At 62.5% G+C, this 20,490-nt stretch carries 15 protein-coding genes and 2 tRNA genes; 10 read left to right on the top strand and 7 right to left on the bottom strand.

Features of this window, described 5'->3' with window-relative positions:
• The first annotated feature begins 4 nt into the window (after nt 1-4).
• From AACH73_RS16070 to AACH73_RS16060, 3 genes are all read left to right on the top strand, one after another.
• Nucleotides 5-1,369 (top strand): PleD family two-component system response regulator, encoded by a 1,365-nt coding sequence (locus AACH73_RS16070; RefSeq protein WP_272741899.1) that lies wholly within the window; start codon nt 5-7, stop codon nt 1,367-1,369.
• A 104-nt stretch (nt 1,370-1,473) separates the two neighbouring features.
• Nucleotides 1,474-1,548: transfer RNA gene (locus AACH73_RS16065), tRNA-Asn, on the top strand.
• Nucleotides 1,549-1,839: 291 nt separating this feature from the next.
• Nucleotides 1,840-3,153 carry a methyl-accepting chemotaxis protein gene (locus AACH73_RS16060; protein WP_272741900.1) on the top strand — a complete coding sequence of 438 codons (1,314 nt, stop codon included), beginning with the start codon at nt 1,840-1,842 and terminating at the stop codon, nt 3,151-3,153.
• An 18-nt stretch (nt 3,154-3,171) separates the two neighbouring features.
• Here the strand turns inward: AACH73_RS16060 and AACH73_RS16055 are convergent.
• A tRNA-Cys gene (locus tag AACH73_RS16055) sits at nt 3,172-3,245 on the bottom strand.
• A gap of 262 nt (nt 3,246-3,507) precedes the next feature.
• On the opposite strand from AACH73_RS16055, the gene AACH73_RS16050 reads away from it, so the two are divergent.
• The 4 genes from AACH73_RS16050 to AACH73_RS16035 all read left to right on the top strand — a co-directional run bounded on the left by AACH73_RS16050 (nt 3,508) and on the right by AACH73_RS16035 (nt 9,528).
• Nucleotides 3,508-4,137, top strand: a complete 630-nt coding sequence (locus tag AACH73_RS16050) for a protein-L-isoaspartate O-methyltransferase (protein WP_272741901.1) — start codon at nt 3,508-3,510, stop codon at nt 4,135-4,137.
• Between the two features lie 326 nt (nt 4,138-4,463).
• On the top strand, nt 4,464-5,906 hold the full coding sequence (locus AACH73_RS16045) for a TolC family outer membrane protein (RefSeq protein ID WP_272741902.1): 1,443 nt from the start codon (nt 4,464-4,466) through the stop codon (nt 5,904-5,906).
• A 244-nt stretch (nt 5,907-6,150) separates the two neighbouring features.
• Nucleotides 6,151-6,723, top strand: coding sequence for a DUF2497 domain-containing protein (locus tag AACH73_RS16040; protein WP_272741903.1), 573 nt, complete (start codon nt 6,151-6,153; stop codon nt 6,721-6,723).
• A 102-nt stretch (nt 6,724-6,825) separates the two neighbouring features.
• Nucleotides 6,826-9,528, top strand: coding sequence for a valine--tRNA ligase (locus tag AACH73_RS16035; protein WP_338736360.1), 2,703 nt, complete (start codon nt 6,826-6,828; stop codon nt 9,526-9,528).
• 31 nt (nt 9,529-9,559) lie between these two features.
• Here the strand turns inward: AACH73_RS16035 and AACH73_RS16030 are convergent, their stop codons facing one another.
• The 3 genes from AACH73_RS16030 to AACH73_RS16020 all read right to left on the bottom strand — a co-directional run bounded on the left by AACH73_RS16030 (nt 9,560) and on the right by AACH73_RS16020 (nt 13,383).
• Nucleotides 9,560-10,777: a hypothetical protein gene (locus tag AACH73_RS16030; protein ID WP_338735862.1), complete on the bottom strand. Its 1,218-nt coding sequence runs from the start codon at nt 10,775-10,777 to the stop codon at nt 9,560-9,562.
• 139 nt (nt 10,778-10,916) lie between these two features.
• Complete coding sequence (locus AACH73_RS16025; RefSeq protein ID WP_272741905.1) at nt 10,917-12,173, bottom strand: hypothetical protein; 1,257 nt, start codon at nt 12,171-12,173, stop codon at nt 10,917-10,919.
• A complete protein-coding gene (locus tag AACH73_RS16020) occupies nt 12,160-13,383 on the bottom strand; it encodes a hypothetical protein (protein ID WP_338735861.1) in 1,224 nt (407 codons plus the stop codon). The genes AACH73_RS16025 and AACH73_RS16020 overlap by 14 nt, the downstream gene beginning before the upstream one ends.
• A 145-nt stretch (nt 13,384-13,528) precedes the next feature.
• Between AACH73_RS16020 and AACH73_RS16015 the strand changes: the two genes are divergently transcribed.
• Nucleotides 13,529-14,707 (top strand): glycosyltransferase, encoded by a 1,179-nt coding sequence (locus AACH73_RS16015; protein WP_272741907.1) that lies wholly within the window; start codon nt 13,529-13,531, stop codon nt 14,705-14,707.
• Nucleotides 14,708-14,787: 80 nt separating this feature from the next.
• On the opposite strand, the gene AACH73_RS16010 is transcribed toward AACH73_RS16015, so the two are convergent.
• Entirely contained in the window at nt 14,788-15,225 is a 438-nt protein-coding gene (locus AACH73_RS16010) for a glycine zipper 2TM domain-containing protein (protein ID WP_272741908.1), read from the bottom strand.
• A 291-nt stretch (nt 15,226-15,516) separates the two neighbouring features.
• On the opposite strand from AACH73_RS16010, the gene AACH73_RS16005 reads away from it, so the two are divergent.
• Nucleotides 15,517-16,776 (top strand): class I SAM-dependent RNA methyltransferase, encoded by a 1,260-nt coding sequence (locus AACH73_RS16005; RefSeq protein WP_338735860.1) that lies wholly within the window; start codon nt 15,517-15,519, stop codon nt 16,774-16,776.
• A 5-nt stretch (nt 16,777-16,781) separates the two neighbouring features.
• Complete coding sequence (locus AACH73_RS16000) at nt 16,782-17,453, top strand: glycosyltransferase (protein WP_272741910.1); 672 nt, start codon at nt 16,782-16,784, stop codon at nt 17,451-17,453.
• A 182-nt stretch (nt 17,454-17,635) separates the two neighbouring features.
• Here AACH73_RS16000 and AACH73_RS15995 read toward each other — a convergent pair whose 3' ends face one another.
• Together AACH73_RS15995 and AACH73_RS15990 are read right to left on the bottom strand one after the other, a co-directional pair.
• The gene (locus AACH73_RS15995; protein ID WP_338735859.1) at nt 17,636-19,417 is read right to left on the bottom strand and encodes a transglycosylase SLT domain-containing protein; all 1,782 of its coding nucleotides are present in this window, start codon (nt 19,415-19,417) and stop codon (nt 17,636-17,638) included.
• A 164-nt stretch (nt 19,418-19,581) separates the two neighbouring features.
• Nucleotides 19,582-20,424, bottom strand: a complete 843-nt coding sequence (locus AACH73_RS15990; RefSeq protein WP_338735858.1) for a uracil-DNA glycosylase — start codon at nt 20,422-20,424, stop codon at nt 19,582-19,584.
• Nucleotides 20,425-20,490: the final 66 nt, after the last annotated feature.

Genomic DNA, 20,490 nt, shown 5'->3' with positions numbered 1-20,490 from the left:
CGGCATGACAGCCAAGGTTCTGGTCGTTGATGATATTCCGGCCAATGTCCGCCTGTTGCAGGCCAAGCTGGAAGCCGACTATTACGATGTGGTGACCGCCCATTCGGGGGCCGAAGCCATTGACATGGCCATTTTGGAACAGCCGGACATCATCCTGCTCGACGTTATGATGCCGGGTGTCGATGGCTACGAAGTCACCCGTCAGCTTAAAGAACTGGCGGAAACGCGCCATATCCCTATCATCCTGATCACCGCACTGGATGGACGTGATGATCGCCTGTCCGGGCTCGAAGCCGGGGCCGATGATTTTCTGACCAAGCCCGTCGAAGACGTCATCCTGTTTGCGCGTCTGAAGGCGCTGGTGCGGCTCAAACACCTGTCTGACGAACTGCGTCAGCGCGAGCAGTCGTCGCGCCGTATGGGCCTGATCGACGCAACCCAGTTGCAGCGTCAGATGGCGGCCCCCGGCAATGTGCTGATTCTGGACGATCAGGTGCGTCAGGCCGAACGCCTGATGGTGGCGCTGGGGGAACAGCACCGTTGCGCCTATGAGACGGATCCCAAGGCGGCCCTTAAAATCGCCTCGGGGCGCGTGGACCTGCTGGTGCTGAACCTGGCGGCGCGCGAATTTGACCCCTTACGGTTCGTGGCGCATTTGCGCTCCTCCGAACTGACGCGCCCATTGCCGGTGCTGGGTCTGTTCAATCCGGACGAACGCCCAACCCTGCTCAAGGGGCTGGAACTGGGCGTCAGCGATGTCCTGCCGCGACCGGTGGACCTGCAGGAACTGCTGGCGCGGGCGAGGGGGCAGATCCGCCGCAAACGCTATGCGGATTTTCTGCGCGCCAGTCTGGACCGCTCGCTGGAACTGGCGGTCACGGATCCGCTAACCGGCCTGAACAATCGCCGCTTTATGGACCTGCAACTGACGCAACTGATGCGCCGCCATCTGAAAAGCGAAGACCCGGTCTCGCTGCTCCTGCTTGATATCGACCACTTCAAGCGCGTCAATGACGGCTTTGGTCACGATGCCGGCGACGAGGTGCTGAAGGAATTTGCCCGCCGCGTCAGCCAGAATGTCCGGGCCATCGACATGCCCTGCCGTCTGGGGGGCGAAGAGTTCGTGGTGCTGATGCCCGACACGACCGGTGAGGCGGCCCAGACCATAGCCGAGCGGGTGCGTCAGGCGGTCGCCGAAGCCCCCTTTGACCTGCCCGACGGCCGCACGCTGGATGTCACGGTGTCGGTCGGGGTGTCGTCCCTGCTGGGGCTTGGCGACACGCTGGAAGCCTTTATCAAACGCGCCGACGAAGCCGTCTATGAGGCCAAGCAGGCCGGGCGCAACCGCGTGATCCTGCGTGCCGCCTGAGCCGCCACAGCGGTTATTGCGCAATGTCGTGGATAAATTTCAGCTTTAGGCTTGCCATTGTCCCCAAAGCCTTGCTATACGCCGCCTCCTCGCTGGTGAAACATTCCTCGGTAGCTCAGCGGTAGAGCAATCGACTGTTAATCGATTGGTCGCAGGTTCGAATCCTGCCCGGGGAGCCAGCTAAAAAGACAAGGCCCTGCCGCCCCGCGCGCAGGGCCTTCTTTATGTCTTGCGCCCGGCTGACGCCAAGAAAAAACCCGGCCAGAAGACCGGGTTGAAAAGTTTGGTGATGGTGGGTGTCTTCAAAAAAGCAAAGACAGACTGAGATGACCCGATTTGCCTTAATGAAGGGTTAATATAAAGACTCGCGTTATGCCGATTTTGGCGGTTTTTCCCCCGGTTCGCAACGGCTTGTTAACCGCTATCCGCTTGCATGGCGCCATCTCCCCTTTGCGTTGAAAGTCATTGCCGTGACCCTGCCGCCCATCAAGGCCCGTATCCGCGGCCTTTTCGCCCTGTTTCTGCTGGTGCTGGCTTCGCTGACGGCGCTCACCCTCGGGCATCAGGAGGCGGTTATCCGCGGCCTTGAGGCGGCCATAGGCACCGCCCCTCAAGGGCAGGCGCAATTGCAGCCATTGCTGGCGACCGCAGAGGCCTTCCGCGCCGGTATCTGGGGCGTGGCCATCGCCATCGGCGTGGCCGGCCTGATCGCCGCCATCTATTTCGACCGCGAAGTGTTCAGCGCGCTGGAGCGCATGAGCCGCCTGATGTCGCGCTTTGCCGAGCGCGATTTCGCAGCCGAGGTCGAAGGGACGCAGCGTTCCGACGAAATCGGGGCCATGGCGCGGGCCTTACAAATCTTCCGGGGCAATGGCCTCGAACTGATCGCGCTGGAGGCCGAAAACGCCCGCCGCGCCGAGGTGCTGGCGCAGGCGCGTCAGAAGGCGCTTCAGGACATGGGCGAACGCCTGCACGTGCAGGTGTCGGCGCTGATCGAGGGCCTGGGCCGCTCGTCCGAGGCCATGACCGATTCGGCGGAAACCATGAGCGCGCAGGCCAGAGGGGCTGTGTCGCGTATTGAAAACGTCACCGCCACCGCCGAGGCGACCTCGCGGCAGGCGCACCACGTCGCAGAAACCGTGCAAAGCCTGTCGATCAGCGCCTCAGACATCGCTCAGGCCGCCGTCGCCTCGTCCGAAGTGTCGGCGCAGGCCGTGGGCCAAAGCGAAGCAACCTCCGAGATCATGGGGCGACTCAATCGCAGCGCCGAGGAAATCAGCGCCGTGGTGGACATTATTTCGGGCATTGCGCGTCAGACCAACCTGCTGGCGCTCAATGCCACCATCGAAGCGGCGCGCGCCGGTGAAGCGGGGGCGGGCTTCGCGGTCGTCGCCTCCGAGGTCAAGACGCTGGCGCAGCAGACCGAAAAGGCTACCCGTGACATCACGGACAAGGTGACGCACATCCAGTCGGACACCTCTCAGGCCGTCGAGGCCATCGGCCATATCGTCGGCGTCATTCAGGAACTGCGCGCTTCGGCCGACGGCATTGCCGAGGCGGTCAGCGCCCAGCAATCGGCCACCCGCGACATCGCCAGCACGGTCGATGCCCTGGCCTCCGGCGCGCAGAGCGTGGGCCGCGATATCGTCGCCGTGCGCCACGTCGCCGCCGCCACGGATCAGGCGGCGGGCACGGTATCGCTCGAATCGCGCTCGGTTCAGGCGGTGGCGGGCGACCTGAAGGGCGAAATCGAAGCCTTTATCCGCTCACTGCGCGCGGCGTAGTTTGATTTTGGGGAGATTTGGAGGCCTGAGCCGGAGTCGAACCGGCCTACACGGATTTGCAATCCGCTGCGTAACCGCTCCGCCATCAGGCCTCACTAAAATAGCGGTAGGGTCAGCTATCAGATCGGCCTTGCGGCTGCAATGGGATTGTCACGGTTTATATACAGAATTTTTGGATTTGGGACCGCAAGGGTTGCGCAGGGCTTGCGGTCGGCGCGCCCCGGCCGCGAACGCTGTCACTTTTCCTGAAAAATGCAAAACCGGGGTGTGCGGTGCATTGAAGCGCGTCGCGCAAACGCCTATAAGCGCGGGATAAGGACACGACTCCTGTCGTCTATATGCTTCGAGGCTCAGATGGATTACTTCGCCGCCCGTCAGAACATGGTTGAATCTCAGGTGCGGGTGAACGACGTCACCGATCCTGCGCTGCAAAAGGCCATGCGGCATATTGAGCGCGAGCGTCTGGTTGCGCCGGGGCAGGGCTTCGCCGCCTACGGCGATGTTGAGCCGCAGATCGCGCCGGGCCGCGCCCTGATGCTGCCGCGCGACCTCGCCAAGCTGCTGCACGCGCTCAAGCCCGTGGCTGGGCAGACGGTGCTGGCCATCGGCGCGCCCTATGCCGCCGCCGTTCTCAGGCACGCCGGCCTCAATGTCACGGTGCAGGAAGCCGATGCCCGCGTCCAGACCGTGGTCGAGCCCTATCTCAAAATGCTCGGCATCTCGCTGGTCGTGCAGGACCTCAAGACCCCGGTCGCCGGGGAATACGACATCGTCGTCAGCGAAGGCGCCGTAGAGGACATTCCGGCCGAATGGTTCGCCGCCCTGAAACTGCATGGCCGTCTGGGTGTCGTGGTGCGCAATGGGGCTCTCGGTGAGGCCCGCGTCTATACCCGCCTGAAAAGCGGCGTTTCGGAAGCCTTTGTCTTCAATGCCGCCACCGCCGTCCTGCCCGGATTTACCAAGGCCCCGGCCTTCGTTTTCTGAGGCCGTTCCGGTTCTGACCCGAATTTCAAAGGGCTGCGGTACTCAACCGCAGCCCTTTTTTCGAGCCTCATGCGGAAAAGGGCGCTCTGTTTTTTGAAAAATATAAGGCCTTACAAAAAAGGAAAGCCATGAAGCGGCGCCTCTGTGCCGACGCAGGCTCTGGTCTGAGGACGAAAGAAAAACGTAGGTGAAAAAACCGTAACTCGCCAAAGCCTCTGGCTTCTGGCAGTGTGCGGGTCAGTTCAAAGGCAGCAACGCATCGCAATGCGGGGTCGAAAGACCGCCGGGCGGGGGGTGGCGCTGTCCATACCAAGGGAATCATTTTGATGCTTAAGCTTTCGTCCAAGCCTGCCGGTGGCCGTAAGGGACTGCGCGCGTACCTGCTGGCCGGTTTGACGGTGTCGGCTCTGACTTTGGGGGCGGGTTCGGCCTTCGCGGAATCGCTCACCGACGCCATTACACTTGCCTATGCCAATAACCCGACCCTGCAACGCGCCCGCGCCCAGCAGCGTTCGACGGATGAGACCTATGTGCAGGCGCGCTCCGGCCTTGGGCCGACGCTCGATGCCGGGGCCAGCGTGAATTACAGCGACGTTGCCAGCCCCGGCACGACCAAGTCCACAACCGGTCTGAACCTCAATGCCAGCCAGACCCTGTTTGCCTCCGGCGGCCTGTCGTCGGGCGTCAAGGCGGCTGAGGCCGACGTCAATGCCGGGCGTGAGGATCTGCGCGCCGTTGAGGCTCAGGTCCTGAGCGACGTCATCAGCGTCTATACCGCCGTGCGCCGCGATCAGGAAGCCCTGCGCATCGGCGAGGAAAACTATAACGTTCTCAAGCGTCAGTTGGACGAAACCAAGGCGCGCTTCGAAGCCGGTGAACTGACACGTACCGATGTGGCGCAGTCCGAAGCCCGTCTTGCGGCGTCCTCCGCCTCTCTGGCGCAGGCGCGCGCGCAGCTCGACACCAGCCGGGCGCAATATGTGGCCATTGTGGGTCAGACGCCGACGGCGCTCGATCCGGTACCGGGCCTGCCCAATCTGCCGGGCACATTTGACGCCGCACTCGATCGCGCCGAAGCCAACAACCCGTCTTTGAGCGCGGCCAAGTGGGCCGAAGCCGCTGCCCGTGCCCGCGTCTCTCAGGCCAAGTCGGGTCTGGGGCCGCGCGTGACGCTGGGGGCCGGCTACGCCACCAGCGCGCCGACCAGTGATTTCAAGGGGCTGGATGAGCGTGACGCGGCCACGGCCACCCTGCGTTTCACCATGCCTTTGTTCAGCGCCGGCTATAATTCGTCGCGCGTGCGTCAGGCCACCGAAGGCTATACGGCGCAAAAGATCAGCGTTGAGCTGGCGCGCCGCAATGTGGTGCAGAACGTTTCGACCGCCTGGGCCAATATGGCGGCGGCTCGCACGGCGACTGAGGCCAATCAGGAGCAGGTGCGCGCCGCTTCGGTGGCGGCCGAAGGCGTCAAGTACGAGCAGCAGGTCGGTTTGCGCACCAATATCGAAGTGCTGAACGCCGAGCAGGAACTGCGTCAGGCGCAACTGGCGCTCATCAATGCGCAACGCGCCGAATATGTCGCCGCCTCTCAGGTGCTGGCGGTAATGGGCGACCTCGAAGCCCGCAGCCTGACGCCGCAGGCCGAAATCTACGATCCGGCCAAAAACTTCGATGCCGTCAAGCGTAAGGGCATGACGCCTCTGGAGCCGGTGATTCGCGCGCTCGATGGCGTGGCCGATTCGTCGGGCGAGATCGTCCGGACGCGTTAAGGCGCGTATCCGTCTCAAAAGCCGGGGGGGCGGCGGGGTTCAGAGCCTTGCCGCCCTTGTTTTTGCCGGGATGGTTTAAAATTTATTAACCCTGTTCGCCGCACACTTGTGCAGACGATTCCGGCAGGTCAGGAACGAACCTGTCAGGCGAAAATAGGGCGAGCAAAGATCGCTTAACAGTTGCCAAAAACCCCAGAGCCGTGTCTTTATGGCGCAGATTATCCCTTTCGAGTGATTCACCGACATGTCCGAAACCGCCCACGAACCCACGATGGAGGAAATCCTCGCCTCGATCCGCCGGATCATTTCCGAGGACGATGCGCCGGAAGACAAGGCCAAGCCTGCGCCGGAGCCCGAAGTTGCGGCGGCCGCGCCTGAGCACGAAGTCAGCTTTGAGGCGGAGCCGGAACCGGAAGACGAGCCGGAAATGGAAGTCGAGGAAGAGGATGTGCTGGAGCTGACGACGCCCGTCGCGGCCCATAAGCCGGCTCTGTCCATCGGCGATATTGATGCCTTCGATCCGGAACCCGTCGTCGCGGCGGCCGCCCCGGCACCGGCCCCCAGACCCGCGCCGCGCGTCGATTACGACACGACTTCGCATCTGGTGTCCGAGCGCACCGTTCAGAGCGCGGTGTCGGCCTTTGGTCAACTGACCAGCGCCAGCCTGCTGCCGCGCGAAGGTCGCACCATCGAAGACCTGCTGACCGAAATTCTGCGCCCGATGCTGCAAAACTGGCTGGACGGCAATCTGCCGGGCATCGTTGAAACCGCGGTGCGTGAGGAAGTGGAACGTCTCGCCCGCCAGGCGCGCAGATAGCCGCGCCGTTAAGCGCAAAACGCTTTTTTACCTGTTACCAGAGCGGTGTCCTATGTTAAGGACGCCGCTCTTGTTGTTTCTGCCGAATTTATCGAAAAGACCATGCTGGAAAAGACCTTCGACCCCAAAACCGTTGAACCGCGCCTCTATGAGATGTGGGAAACGTCCGGTGCGTTCAAGCCGAGCGAGGACGAAGGCGCCGTACCCTTTTCCATCGTCATCCCGCCGCCCAATGTGACGGGCAGCCTGCACATCGGCCATGCCCTAAACAACACGCTTCAGGACGTGCTGACGCGCTTTGAGCGGATGCGCGGCAAGGCGGCCCTGTGGCTGCCCGGCACCGACCACGCGGGCATCGCCACGCAGATGGTGGTCGAGCGTCAACTGGCCGCCGCCGGCAATGTCGGTCGCCGCGATATGGGCCGTGACGCCTTTGTCGAAAAGGTGTGGCAGTGGAAGGCCGAAAGCAGCGGCACTATTCAGGGCCAGTTGCGCCGTCTGGGGGCGTCGTGCGACTGGTCGCGCGAGCGCTTCACGCTGGATGAGGGCCTGTCGGCCGCCGTGCGCAAGGTCTTCGTGCAGCTTTATAAAGAGGACCTGATCTACCGCGACAAGCGTCTGGTCAACTGGGACCCGCATTTCCAGACCGCCATCTCCGACCTTGAGGTCGAGCAGAAGGAGGTCGATGGCCACTACTGGCACTTTGCCTATAAGCTGGCGGACGGCGTGACGTTTGAGTATCCGGTCAAGGACGAAGAGGGCAATGACACCCTTGAGACCCGTGACTATATCGTCGTGGCGACTACCCGCCCGGAAACGATGCTGGGCGACACCGCCGTGGCCGTGCATCCGGACGATGAACGCTATCAGGCCCTGATCGGCAAGGACGTCATCCTGCCGATCACCGGGCGTCGCATCCCTATCGTCGGTGACGACTATGCCGACCCGACCAAGGGCTCCGGCGCGGTGAAGATCACCCCGGCGCACGATTTCAACGATTTTCAGGTCGGCAAGCGGCATAACCTGCCGCTGATCAATATTCTGACGCCGTTCGCCACCCTCAATGACGAGGTACCCGAATCCTATCGCGGTCAGGACCGTTTCGCGGCGCGCAAGGCGATCATCGCCCGCGCCGAGGAAGAGGGCTGGCTGAAAGCCATCGAAAAGACCAAACACATGGTGCCGCACGGCGACCGGTCGGGCGTGGTGATCGAGCCCTTCCTGACCGATCAGTGGTACGTCAATGCCGCTGAGCTGGCCAAGGAGGCGCTGGCCGCCGTCGAAGACGGCCGCACGGTGTTTGAGCCGAAGAACTGGGAAAAGACCTATTTCGAATGGCTGCGCAATATCGAGCCGTGGTGCATTTCGCGCCAGCTCTGGTGGGGCCACCGCATCCCGGCGTGGTTTGGTCCGGACGGCCAGTGCTTTGTCGAAATGTCAGATGCAGAGGCGTACGCCGCCGCTGAAGCGCATTACGGCAAAGCGGTTGAACTGACTCAAGACGAAGACGTCCTCGACACCTGGTTCTCCTCGGCCCTGTGGCCGTTTTCGACCATGGGCTGGCCGGAACAGACGCGCGATCTGGAGCGCTTCTACCCCACGCACACGCTGGTCACCGGGTTCGACATCATCTTCTTCTGGGTCGCCCGCATGATGATGATGGGCCTGCACTTTACCGGCAAGGCCCCCTTCCAGCGCGTCTTTATCAACGCCCTTGTCCGCGACGAGAAGGGCCAGAAGATGTCGAAGTCGAAGGGCAATGTGATGGACCCGCTGGTCCTGATCGACGAATTCGGTGCCGACGCCCTGCGCTTTACCCTGACCGCCATGTCGGGGCAGGGCCGGGACATCAAGCTGGCCAAACAACGCATTGAAGGTTATCGCAATTTCGGCACCAAGCTATGGAACGCCCACCGCTTTGCCCAGATGAACGAGTGCGCGGCGGTGGCCGGCTTCGACCCGTCGGCGGTCAAGCTGACGCTCAGCCGCTGGATCCGCGGCGAGACGCACAAGACGGTGAAGATCGTCACCGAGGCGCTGGAAGCCTGCGCCTTCGATGACGCGGCCAATGCCCTGTATAAATTCGTGTGGAACGTCGTCTGCGACTGGTATGTCGAACTGTCGAAGCCTATCCTCAATGGCGACGATGCCGAGGCCAAGGCTGAAATCCGCGCCATGACGGCGTGGGTGCTGGATCAGTGCCTGATCCTGCTGCATCCGGTCATGCCCTTCATCACCGAAAAACTGTGGGCGGCGACCGATGGCCGCGCTAATTTACTGATCGTCGAACAGTGGCCGGTCTATGACGCGGCGGCCATTGATGCCGCGGCGGATACCGAGATTAACTGGCTGATCGACCTGATTTCAGAAGTGCGCAGTGTGCGTTCGGAAATGAACGTGCCGGGCTCGGCCAAGGTGCCGCTGACCCTCACCGGGGCCGGGGGGCAGACGCAGGGCTGGCTGAGCACGCACCGCGACCTGATCCTCTTCTTGGGGCGTCTGGGCGAGGTCGGCGTGGGCGAAACGGCACCGGTGGGCTCGGTGCCCTTCGTGATCGCCGAGGCGACCGGCAACCTCAGCGTGGCCGAATTCATCGACCTGAAGGCCGAGGCGGCGCGACTGGCCAAGGACATCGCCGCCTTTGACAAGACGATCGACGGGACCAGGCGCAAGCTCGACAACCCGGAATTCGTCAAAAAGGCCCCGGAAGAGGTGATCACCGAGAATCAGGAACGCCTGAAAGACGCCGAGGACGGCAAGGCCCGCCTGTCGGCGGCGCTGGAACGGCTGAAAGCGGCCCTGTAACCCAAAGCCCCGGTCTACGCCGGGGCTTTTTTCATTCCGCTGCGGGCAGGGGCGGCAGACGTCTGCTCCGCAGTGGCAGGCGGCGCGCCACGGCACGCACCACCTGTGCCCGCTGTTGAAAGGCCAGCGTGCCGGCCAGCGCGACGGTTACAAGGCTGATCAGGTGCAGGGTCAGGGGCACGGGCAGGATGGCGCGCTGCTCGATCTCATTCAGCACCAATATGCTCCCGGTCAGGCCGATCAGCCCCCACGTGCTGACGCGGGCCCAGCGGCCGCCCTGCCGCGCGACCAGATGCGCCAGCAGCGCGCCAAAGGGCACCACCAGCAGCAGGTCGTAATCCATCAGGCGCGGATTGAGTACCTGCGCTAGCCCCAGCCCCAGAACCAGCCGTTCCTTTCGGCTGAGCTGACCCAGTTCCGCCAGAGCCAGCCCCGACAGGGCCAGCGTCCCCATCACCACAGGCAGAAGCGACAGGGCGACCGGCGAGGTGCTGTCTATGCCCCACCCATGCAGCCAGCCGAAATAGCTGATGCCCGTCTGGTCGCTGAGCACCACCTGCGACAGGGTATCTTTCCACAGCGGCGTGAGCGACGAAGGGCTGTGCAGCACCCACAGGCTGAGGCTCAGGCCCGCCACGACGCCCGCCGCTGTCCACCCCAGGCGCCAGCGCACGGGCCGGTCCATATAAGCCAGAACGATCAGATAGGTCAGGAGAACCGGCTTGATCAGGCTGACGACGGTGACGGCCAGCAGAAACGGCCACACCCGTCGCGGCAGACTGAGCGCCCCCAATAGCACCACCCCATGCAGCAGGAGGGCGATATTGCCGCAGGCGATGCAGCCGCCAGTAAACAGGGCCAGCAGGGGCAGTTTCAGCCGGATATCGACCTCCGGCAGGGCGAATTTGACGGCATAGACGCTCAGCCCGCAGAGCGCCAGCAGCCACAGGCCACCGAACAGCAGCCGATATCCGTCGGCCCCCAGATGCGCGATCACAAAGGCCACGCCTTCGACGACCGGCGGCGCATAGACAAAGGTTGCGCTTTTCAACCCTGCACAGGCCGGGGTGAGGTCGTAAGGGTTGCCGCCTTTCAGCAGGGTCAGGCCCGCGCAGGTGACGGCATCGAAGTCCTCAAAGCCCGGCGTGCCCCGCACAAAACGCCCGGCCAGTCCCCCCAAAACCGGAAGCGAGCATAAAGCGCCCCACCACAGCGGGGGCAGGTGCGTCAGGCGGGCACTGGGGGCCATATCTTTTCTCCCTGTATCGAAAGAAAAGACAGGTCGCTGCTCATGTGGATGAAACTAAGGACACTCTGTGTCCGGCGGTTCGCAGTCGTGGCAAAAACCGGGCAATGATGTCGTTTCCGGTCCTTTTTGGTGTCCGGGCCTACAGGCGTCCCTGTAAAATAGCACCCATAAAAGGCTTGGGATTTTTCAGGGTCTGCCGGATGATATCCTTGTTTTGCCGGATCACGATCAGGCTGACCCACAGGACAAGGGCGACAAAGGCCGGGGACATGATGTCGGCGGGCTTGAAGTCCTTGATGGGCAGGACGGCCATGAAAAAGCCCGCGACGCCGATCCACAAAAAGGTCCATGATACCGGAGAAAAGATGCGCTCGCCGTAATCGCGCGCCACCATAACGACCGCCGCCAGCATGGTGGGCAGGAACAGCATGTCGTAGGACATCATGCGCGGATTGATCAGTTGCGCCATCCCCAATCCGATCAGGAGGCGCGTGTCGAGACTGAGCTTACCGAGATCACAGAGCAGAAGCCCGGCCAGCGCCATGATCGGGAAATAGACGGCAAAGGCGATCAGGGTGGCGGGATGATCGGCGCGCAACCCGATCCATTCGGCCCAGGCGAGAAAGGTATAGCCCGGCTGCTCGATCAGGGTGATGTCGTAGATGATCTTTTGCCAGACCTCATACAGCGGCCCGGCGGTGCGGCCAATCCACACATAGAGACCGATACCAATGGCGGCCCCGGCGGCGGACCACACAAGCCGCGAGCGCAGGGGCCTTGCATCGTACATCAGCACGATCAGATAGGTCAGGAAGACCGGCTTGATGATCGACGACACCAGCACGACCAGCAGGAAGGGCAGGCGGGTGCGGCGGATCATCAGGGCTGTGCCGATGGCGGCGGCGTGGCAGATGACGGCGATATTGCCGCAGGATACCGCTGAGCCGGAGACGATGGTATAGCCCAGCAGGCGGATATGCAGCGGCAGGTTGGGGAAGCTGCGTTTCAGGCCGTACCACGCAATGACCAGCAGGGCGGCAATCAGAAACGGCGCATAGAGCCAGCGCGCCCCGGTCAGCCCCGTCACTTCTATGACCGGGCGCAGAAAGGCCCCGATTTGCGGCGCATAGACATAGGGGGCCGCCTTCAGCCCCTCGCACATCGGCTCATGCACATAGGGCGAGAGGCCGCGCCGCATATAGTCGGCCCCGCAGATCAGTGCGTCAAAATCGTTCATCCACCACTTGCCCTTGACCAGACGGCCCAGCAGGTGGCTGACCACCGAAAAGCTGATCAGGAAGAGGAACCAGAAGCGCGTGGATTTTTTCTGCGTGTGCGCCTGCAACCACGTCAGGGCGTCGGGACGGGGCTTGCGGAAAAATTCAGTCAGGGACACGGGCAGACTTTCGGAACAGGAGAGCGGTCAGGATGGCGTCGCGGCGCTGGGCAAAGGTCAGGGTCCCCACAGCCAGAACGTAAAGACTTAAAAGTAACGTGCTGATGCGCATGGTGAAATCGCCAAGTTCCGCCGCGCCGCCGATCAGGCAAAAGACGCAGATGACGGTGAGAATCGTGCGGCCGCGATCCTTCAGGACGCGCAAGGGTTTGGAGACGGCGGTCAGGGTGGGGCTATACAAGGCGATATAGGCCAGACCGACGCCGATCAGAAACACGTCCTGCGACATCAGGCGTGGAATGGTCAGGACGCCAAGACTGAGGCCCAGCCAGATGCGGGCGCGGGTGTCGAGTTTCAGCCCTTCGGCGATGGCAAGGCCGCTCAGGGCCATCAGGCCCGCAAAGACCAGCCAGCCCAGATTGGCCCCCACACTGTCGCCGCGCAGGCCCACGAGGCCCAGCCAGCCGTAAAAACTTTCGCCCGGCGTGGTCGTATAGACAAACCCCGACAGGGTGGCGCGCCAGCTTTGCGACAGGGCCGAGCCGTCAGTCGCAAACAGGACGGTCGGCAAAAGCCCGGCGATGGCGGCGAGGGCGGACCAGCCGAGACGCTTCCATAGGGGTAGGTCGATAAACAGCAGCACCAGAAGATAGGTGAGGAAGACCGGCTTGATGACGCCGCACACGGCGACCACGGCAGCGAACAGCCACGGATAGCGCTTGGCGACCAGCGCTGAGCCCAGCACGGCGGCGTGGCACAGGACGGCGATATTGCCCCACACCACCGCGCTGCCGGTCAGGAAGGCGGCAAAGGGAATTTTGTCGAGCAGGGTGGGATGAGGTCCTTCGCCCGTTTTGAGCCGAGGCGCGTAGGTCACCCCGAGCAATATCGCCAGACTGAGGACATAGAGCGCGCCATAGAGCCAGATCAGGCCGTCCTGACCGATCAGGCGAATCACGACGGCAAAGGTTTCTGCGACGACGGGCAGATAGACATAGACCGCTGTCGTGCCCTCCAGCGCGTCGCATTGGAGGTTTAGATCGTACAGCGCGCCGCCGTCGATGACCTTTTGCGCGCCGCAGGCCACGGCGCGATAGTCGCCGAACCAGGCGTGGGATTTGGCGATCTTACCCAGAACGCCAGACAGCAGGGGCAGAAAAAACACCAAGACAATCAGCCCTCTACGCACCGCCGGGGGAAACCGTTTCATCCACACCTCAACACAGCCCCGCGGCCTCCGCTTAAGGCCGCTTCGGCGTCGCGCCATTGTGATGCCGCTATGCCAAATCAAAAGTTTGTTATATACCGCGACCCAGATGGCCACAGGCCTGCACCATAAGTTTCAGGAGTTGTTTTTGCCAGACGCAAATTTTGCCGCTGACAAAGCCCCGGACGTTACCGCGCCCGATCTCAGCCTCATCATCTGCACGCTGAACGAAGGCGCGGCCATCCGCAGCGTGATCACCGAGATTGCCGGACACCTGAACGGCATCCATTTCGAAATCGTCGTGGTCGATGACGATTCGAAGGACAATACGGCGGCGGAAGTCACCGATCTGGGCAAGGCCGACCCGCGTGTGCGCCTGTTTGTGCGTAAGGGCGAGCGTGGCCTGTCGTCGGCGGCCATCAAGGGCTGGGACATAGCGCGCGGGCGCGTGCTGGGCATTATGGACGGCGACGGCCAGCACGATCCCGTGGCCATCCGCGCCCTGGCGGACATGATCCTCAAAGGCGACAAGGACCTTGTTTGCGCCTCGCGCTATATCGGCAAGACGGATACGGGCCTGAGCTTTATCCGGGATCTGGGCTCCAAGGCGGCAACGCTGGCCACCGGTCTGGTGCTGAAAGCACCCCTGACCGACCCGATGAGCGGCTGCTTTATGATGACGCGCGACTGGTACGAAACCGCGCGCCCGAACCTGACCGGCGTCGGTTTCAAGATTCTGGTCGATCTGGTGGCCTCAACCAAGGTGCGCCCGCGCTTCGGCGAGGTGAAGGCGTCTTTGCGTCAGCGTCAGGGCGGCGAGTCCAAGCTCGATATCCGCGTCGTGCTCGACCTCGGCGCGCTGCTGGTTGAAAAGGCGACCAACGGCATCATCTCGGCGCGCTTTGTGCTGTTCGGTCTGGTCGGTGTCTCGGGAGCCTTCGTCTATGCGCTGGTTCTGGCGCTCAGCCATTCGCTGCTGCGCGTTGATGGGGGGCTGCCGCTTTATCGCTATCAGGTGCGCTACGACGACATCATCAATTACGGTCTGGCCATCTGGCTGTCGATGACGTGGAACTTCTACATCAACAACGTCCTGACCTTCCGCGACAAGCGCCTGAAAGGCTGGCCGATGCTTACCGGTCTGCTGGGCTTCTACTTCGCCTGTTCGATCGGGGCGCTGCTCAGCCTCGGGGTGGCGATCCTGCTGAAGGACTATTTCGGTATCCACTGGTTCGCAGCCGGGGTGTCGGCGGCGCTGCTCAGCGGCGTGTGGAACTACTGGGGGGCCAAGGCCTTCGCCTGGAACCAGAAAAAAGGCACAAACTAAAAAAAGCGCCCTGCACCAAGGGGGAGAGGTGCAGGGCGTCAGTGGGCCTGGATATCCTCTGAACTCAGGGAATGGGGGGGTTAGTAGCGATCACGACGGTCATAGCGATCGTAACGATCGTAGCGGTCATGACGGTCGTAACGGTCGTCATAGCGGTCGCGGCGGTCATAGCGGTCATCGTAACGGTCGCGGCTGCCGTAGTACTGGCACTGGGTATTGTCCGAACCGACCTTGGCCCCGATCAGGCCGCCGACGACGGCACCCAGGATAGTCCCTTCGGTGCGCGAGTTGCGGGCCGAGACGCCGTTACCGACGGCGGCACCGGCAACGGCGCCCAGAACCGCGCCATTGGTCTTGTTATTCGTCTTGCGCTCGGCGCAGGCTTCCGAATAGCCGCGGCGATCGTAACGGTCGTAGCGGTCATAGGCCGAGGCGGTACCGGCCAGACCGGCGCTCAGAACCATGGCCGAGGCCACGGCCGACAGGACGATCTTTTTCGTGGTGTTGAACTTGGTCATGGTGGGTTTCCTTTCGGGTTTATTTCCATTCCGCGGCGGGACAGCCCGTCGTTGATGAGGACCTTTATAGGCCCTCCAACCTGAACGGTTTTTGAGAACCCTGTTCATCTTCGTTCATCTTGGCATTTTCTTTTGCGGGCTGTACGGGCTGGAATTTTCCGAAAATATTTGAAATATCAGTGCATAATGGCCCCTATTGCGCTTGAAGTCGGGAGGGCGGCCTGTGTTGACGCATAACTTTTTTCAAAATTTTTGTTCAGCTTTGAACCCCAACTCCTTTATTAGCCGCCCATGAGTGATGTGACCCTTACCATCGAAAAAGTCGGCTTTCAGGGCGACGGTGTGACGGCGGACGGCGTGTTCGTGCCCCTGACCCTGCCCGGTGAGACCGTGCGGGCTTCCGCGCCCAGGGACGGCCATGCCCGCCTGATCGAGGTGGTGACGCCGTCCCCTCAGCGCGTTGCCCCGGTCTGTCCGCATTTCAGTCAGTGCGGCGGTTGCAGCCTGCAACATTGGGAGAGGGCGGCCTATAGCGACTGGAAGCGCGCCAATGTCGAAACTGTGCTGCGCCGGGCGGGGCTGGAGACCGAAATCGCGCCCATTCTGACCACGCCGCCCGCCACGCGCCGTCGTGTCGGTCTGCACGCCAAGCAATATCGTCAGGGCAAGACGGTACGTACCGAGCTGGGTTACAAGCGGCGGCGCTCCTGGGATCAGGTGAAGATCGAGGTCTGTCCGGTGGCCGATCCGGCCCTGATTGCGGCCCTACCTGTGCTGACAGAAATCGCGTCTCACCTGTTTGAGCATCCGAAATCCGCCCCCATCCTGTCGGTGACCGTCTCAGATACCGGGCTCGACGTCGATGTGCGCGGGATCGAGCGCAGCAAAAGCGGCGGTCTGAGTGCGCAGGCGCGCAAGGAGATCGCCCTGATCGCGCAGTCATCGGATATCCGTCTGGCGCGTATTTCGATGGCCGATGACATCCTCTATCAGTCGCATCTGCCCAGCGTGCGCTTCGGCCGCGCCACGGTGGACTTGCCCACCGGTTCGTTCTTGCAGGCCTCCGCGACGTCCGAGGCCAATATGGTGGCGCTGGTCAAGGACGCGGTGGCAGGGGCCAAACGCGTGGCGGACCTGTTTTGCGGGGCGGGCACCTTTACCTTTCCGCTGGCCGAAGCGGCGTCGGTCTATGCCGCTGACGGGGCCGGGGGGGCAGTGCGGGCACTCAAGGCCGCCATTGGCCGTGCACCGGGTCTGAAACCGATCACGGTCGAAGCGCGCGACCTGTTCCGCGCGCCGGTGGTGGCCGAGGAAATGGCCGGCTGGGACGCCGTGGTCTTCGACCCGCCGCGCGCCGGGGCCGAGGCGCAGGCGCAGCAGATCGCCCGCTCACAAGTGGCGCGCGTCGTCGGCGTGAGTTGTAACGTGCAGACCTTCGCCCGCGACGCCAAAATTTTGACCGAGTCGGGCTTTCAACTGGATCGGGTGACGCCTATAGATCAATTCCTGTGGTCCGGCCATGTCGAGCTGGTCGGCGTCTTTTCGCGGTAACTGCCTTGATCTCTGTCGTCATCCCCACCCTCAATGCCGAAGCCACACTGGTGCGCACCCTGGGCGCTCTGGTTCCGGCGGTGGTCGAAGGCCTGATCAAGGAAGTGATCATCGTCGATGGTGGCTCGGAAGACGCGACGCTGGAAATCGCCGAATCCACGGGCTGTACCGTGCTGCACGCCGATGCCAGCCGCGGTCTGCAACTGTGGCAGGGGTGTAAGGCGGCCAAGGGCGACTGGCTGATGATCCTGCACGCCGACTCGCTCTTGGGCGACGGCTGGATGGACCATGTGCGCGACCACATGAAGCATTTTCCGCTGCGCGCCGGCTATTTTCGACTGGCTTTTGACGATCCGTCGTGGTTCGCCAGCTTCTGGGCTGAGGTGGTGGCCTTCAATTCCCGCTGGCTGGCCATCCCGTCGGGCGACCACGGCCTGTTCCTGTCGCGCGCCCTTTATGACGCTGTGGGCGGCTATAAGGATCAGGTGGCGTTTGAAGACCTGAGCATCGACCTCGCGCTGGGCCGGGCGCGCCTGCGGCCCATTCCGGTATCGCTGACCACCAATGGCGAGCGCTTCCGCAAGGGGAGCTGGTACCTGTCGCTGTTCGGTAAGGCGGGCGGCTTTGTGCTGTACCTGCTGGGCTTCCCGCCCAAGCCGCCGGTGAAAAAGGCGTAGATAAACCACAGATTACACAGATTTCACAGATAGCGACGTTTCAATGAGGCGGATCATAGAACCGCACGCTTAACGGCGCGAAGCGCCAATCTGTGAAATCTGTGTAACCTGTGGTTACTGAGCATATCGCCAAATCGGACCTGATTTTTGAGGTCAAACTGGCTTCGGCGTTAAATGCGAAGCTACTTATCGGCCAGAATATCGACGATCTTGGCGTCAGACGCGGCCAGCGCCAGAGTCTTTGACGGCTTGCCCATGATCTGACGATAGATCCAGTAGGAGGCAACGACCTCTTCGACATATTGCCGCGTCTGGGCCACCGGGATCGATTCCATCACCAGCAGCGAGTCGGCCTCATCGCCCAGCGAACGCATGGCGTCCTGCACCCACTTCTCGCCGGAATTGTAGGAAGCCACCACGCGGAACAGATCCGAACTGTTGATACCCGACGCCGCCAGCTTCAGCATGTAGGTCTGACCGACCTGAAGATTGACCGCCGGGTCGAGCAGCTTGTCCGGATTGCTCATCAGGCTGGAATCGCGCGTCACAACATAGGCGGTGGCCGGCATCAGTTGCAAAAGGCCATAGGCCCCGGCATAGCTCTTGGCCCTGGCGTTGAACTTGCTCTCTTTTTTGGCGATGGCGAACAGCAGCGCCTTGTCTATGCGCCAGCCTTCGCTCGGCTCGAAATCCGGGATGGTATAGTTGGACGGATCGAACAGACGGTCCGAGGTGCGGATTTGCGATACCGACAGATCGTGCGCATCGGCCAGAGCCAGCCAGTTGCTGCGCGTCTGCTGATCCGGTGAGCGCTGGATGGCGGTTTGCAATTCGGTGCGGGCGTCAGACTTGCGGCCTACGGCCACCAGCATGGAGACGCGCCGGGCCTGAGCGTCGTTTTTGGCCCAGTTGAAGTCGGCATTGAGCTTGGCCGTATAAGCGCCGCGCGTTTCTTCGGCAAAGACCGGAGCCTGTCCCTTTTGCGCGCGGATGACGGCGGGTTCGGCCCCCAGACGCTGTTCGGCCAGCAGGCCATAGAAGGTAAAGGGGAAGGAGGCGGCGTATTTGAAATAAAGCTCGGCGTCGCCCTTATGGCCCATCTTCGCCGCCATGCGACCGGCCCAGTAGGCGCCGCCCGACTGGCTCCAGGCGCTCTGGCTGGGGTCGTTGACGATGAAATCGAAGTGTTTTAGCGCCTCGTCATAGCGCTTGAGGCGATAGGCGGCGAGACCGGCTACCCAGCGATCACCGATCTGCACGCCCAGTTTCAGCGCCTGATCCAGCTTGCCGTCATTATAGGCCGACCGCGCCGATTTGGGCGTCAGGGCCGAGTCGGGTCCGGCGGTGCCGGCCTTGACCTCGCTGCGCGGCGGTCCGTCGAGCAGGCTGTTGGAAGACAGTTTCTGCGCCCCGGCCAGTTTGGGGAACGGCGGGTCTTCGACTCCATCAGGTTTTTTGCGCTTGGCCAGATTCCACACGCGCATGGCCTGCGGGTGATCGGGATAGCGCTCCAGCCAGCTCATCAACTCTTCGTAGGTCGAGCTGTAGTCCGGGTGGAACAGTTTGTTGAATTCGACATAGCCCATCAGGCTCTTGTCGCTGATCTTTTCGATCGAAGCGTCGGCGGTGGCGAAATCGCCCTTGTCCAGCGCATCAAAGGCCGCCTGATAAAGCTGCGCGTCCCACGGCGACAGGCCGGGATCAAGCGCTGCGGGTACCTTCGGAGCGGCTTTGCTGAGATTGGTATAGGCGATGGGCTTGCGCGGCGTCTCAGCGGTAGAGGCGGCCAGCAGCACCGCGCCCTGATAGGCGGTTTGCGGCGCCCGCAGAAGGGAATCGACAGTCTTGTCGCCGGTCGAAACGGGGGTTTGGGCGAGGGCGGGCGCACAGAAGCAGACGGCAGCAAGCGCGGCGGCGGACAGCAGGACATGCCGGTAGCGGGCGCGGCTCGCAGGTCTGGTCAAGGCAACACTCCGTCGTTGTTTATCCAAATCGGGAGGCTTCGGACGCGGTTCGAAGAACCCATTTGCGAACGAAACGATGCATCCTGGCCAGCGCGGGAAAGTGCGGACGCCTGTGGACAGTAACCAAAACTTAATGACGAGGCAAGCCATTAAGGGTTGCGCTCTTAGGCCAGACCCTCCGTGGCCAGAAGGATGTCGCTCCAGAACGCCTTTTTGGCAAGGGGCTGGCGCAGCAGAAGCGCCGGGGGGAAGGTGACGAAAACCCGCAGGGAGGCACCGCCCGAAAGGGTCAGATCGTGCGCCTTGCCGCGCAATTTTTGCACGCTGTCGTTGGAATCGAGCACGCTGCGCACCGCCGTCGCGCCGCACAGGATGAGGACTTTCGGTGCGCTCAGTTCGATCAGGCGGCGCAGGAAGGGGGCGGTGAGGCGGATGTCTTCGTCGGTGGCCGGCCGCCCGCCCGCTGGACGCCAGAACAGGCCGGGCAGGCGTAAGGTGCGCTCGTTGAGCCCCAGCGCCGACAGGGCCGCATCGCACAGACGTCCCGGTCTGCCCTGAAAGGCCGAAAGCGCCTCGTCCTCATCGGCATCGGGCACATCGCCGATGATGAGTAGTTCGCCGTTCTGTGCGCCGCGCCCGCGGATCAGGCCCTTGCCGCCCTCATAGCGCAGCGGCAGATCGGGGAAGGCCTCAAGGGCGCTGTAGAGGGCCTCCACCGTAGCGGCGCTCCGGGCGATAGCGTTGGCCGAGGCGACCGCCAGATCAAGGTCGAAATGACGCAGCGACTCAGGTCTTAAGGCATTGACGCGCACCGCGCCCGGCAGGGGGGTAACGGTTGCCGGGGCGTTTTGCGCGGCGAGTATCGCAGAACGCGATTTATTTTCCGCCAAAAGACGATTAATAGGCTCAACATCATAGATGTCATCCAGCGCGTGGTCGTTGAGAAAGCTGAGATAGCTTTCCAGTTCCCGCATCGCTTGGGCCGTGATGGCGTGTGGCTCCGGCATAAACAGACATCTTTGAGAAAAATGATCGGCAGGGTCTTTACAGTCTTTACGGAAACTGTGCCACAA

The sequence above is a fragment of the Asticcacaulis sp. DW145 genome, assembly GCF_037101385.1.
GTDB classification, from domain to species: Bacteria; Pseudomonadota; Alphaproteobacteria; order Caulobacterales; family Caulobacteraceae; genus Asticcacaulis; species Asticcacaulis currens.
The sequence above is the reverse complement of the archived record's forward strand: the minus strand, read 5'-3'. Positions and strand labels throughout refer to the sequence as shown.

Bases quoted from the DNA above. Each gene is read 5' to 3' on its own strand.
- AACH73_RS16020 (WP_338735861.1), bottom strand. From the start codon at position 13,383: ATGAAACGGTTTCCCCCGGCGGTGCGTAGAGGGCTGATTGTCTTGGTG.
- AACH73_RS16010 (WP_272741908.1), bottom strand. From the start codon at position 15,225: ATGACCAAGTTCAACACCACGAAAAAGATCGTCCTGTCGGCCGTGGCC.
- AACH73_RS16045 (WP_272741902.1), top strand. From the start codon at position 4,464: ATGCTTAAGCTTTCGTCCAAGCCTGCCGGTGGCCGTAAGGGACTGCGC.
- AACH73_RS16005 (WP_338735860.1), top strand. From the start codon at position 15,517: ATGAGTGATGTGACCCTTACCATCGAAAAAGTCGGCTTTCAGGGCGAC.
- AACH73_RS16030 (WP_338735862.1), bottom strand. From the start codon at position 10,777: ATGGCCCCCAGTGCCCGCCTGACGCACCTGCCCCCGCTGTGGTGGGGC.
- AACH73_RS16040 (WP_272741903.1), top strand. From the start codon at position 6,151: ATGTCCGAAACCGCCCACGAACCCACGATGGAGGAAATCCTCGCCTCG.
- AACH73_RS15990 (WP_338735858.1), bottom strand. From the start codon at position 20,424: ATGCCGGAGCCACACGCCATCACGGCCCAAGCGATGCGGGAACTGGAA.
- AACH73_RS16035 (WP_338736360.1), top strand. From the start codon at position 6,826: ATGCTGGAAAAGACCTTCGACCCCAAAACCGTTGAACCGCGCCTCTAT.
- AACH73_RS16070 (WP_272741899.1), top strand. From the start codon at position 5: ATGACAGCCAAGGTTCTGGTCGTTGATGATATTCCGGCCAATGTCCGC.
- AACH73_RS16050 (WP_272741901.1), top strand. From the start codon at position 3,508: ATGGATTACTTCGCCGCCCGTCAGAACATGGTTGAATCTCAGGTGCGG.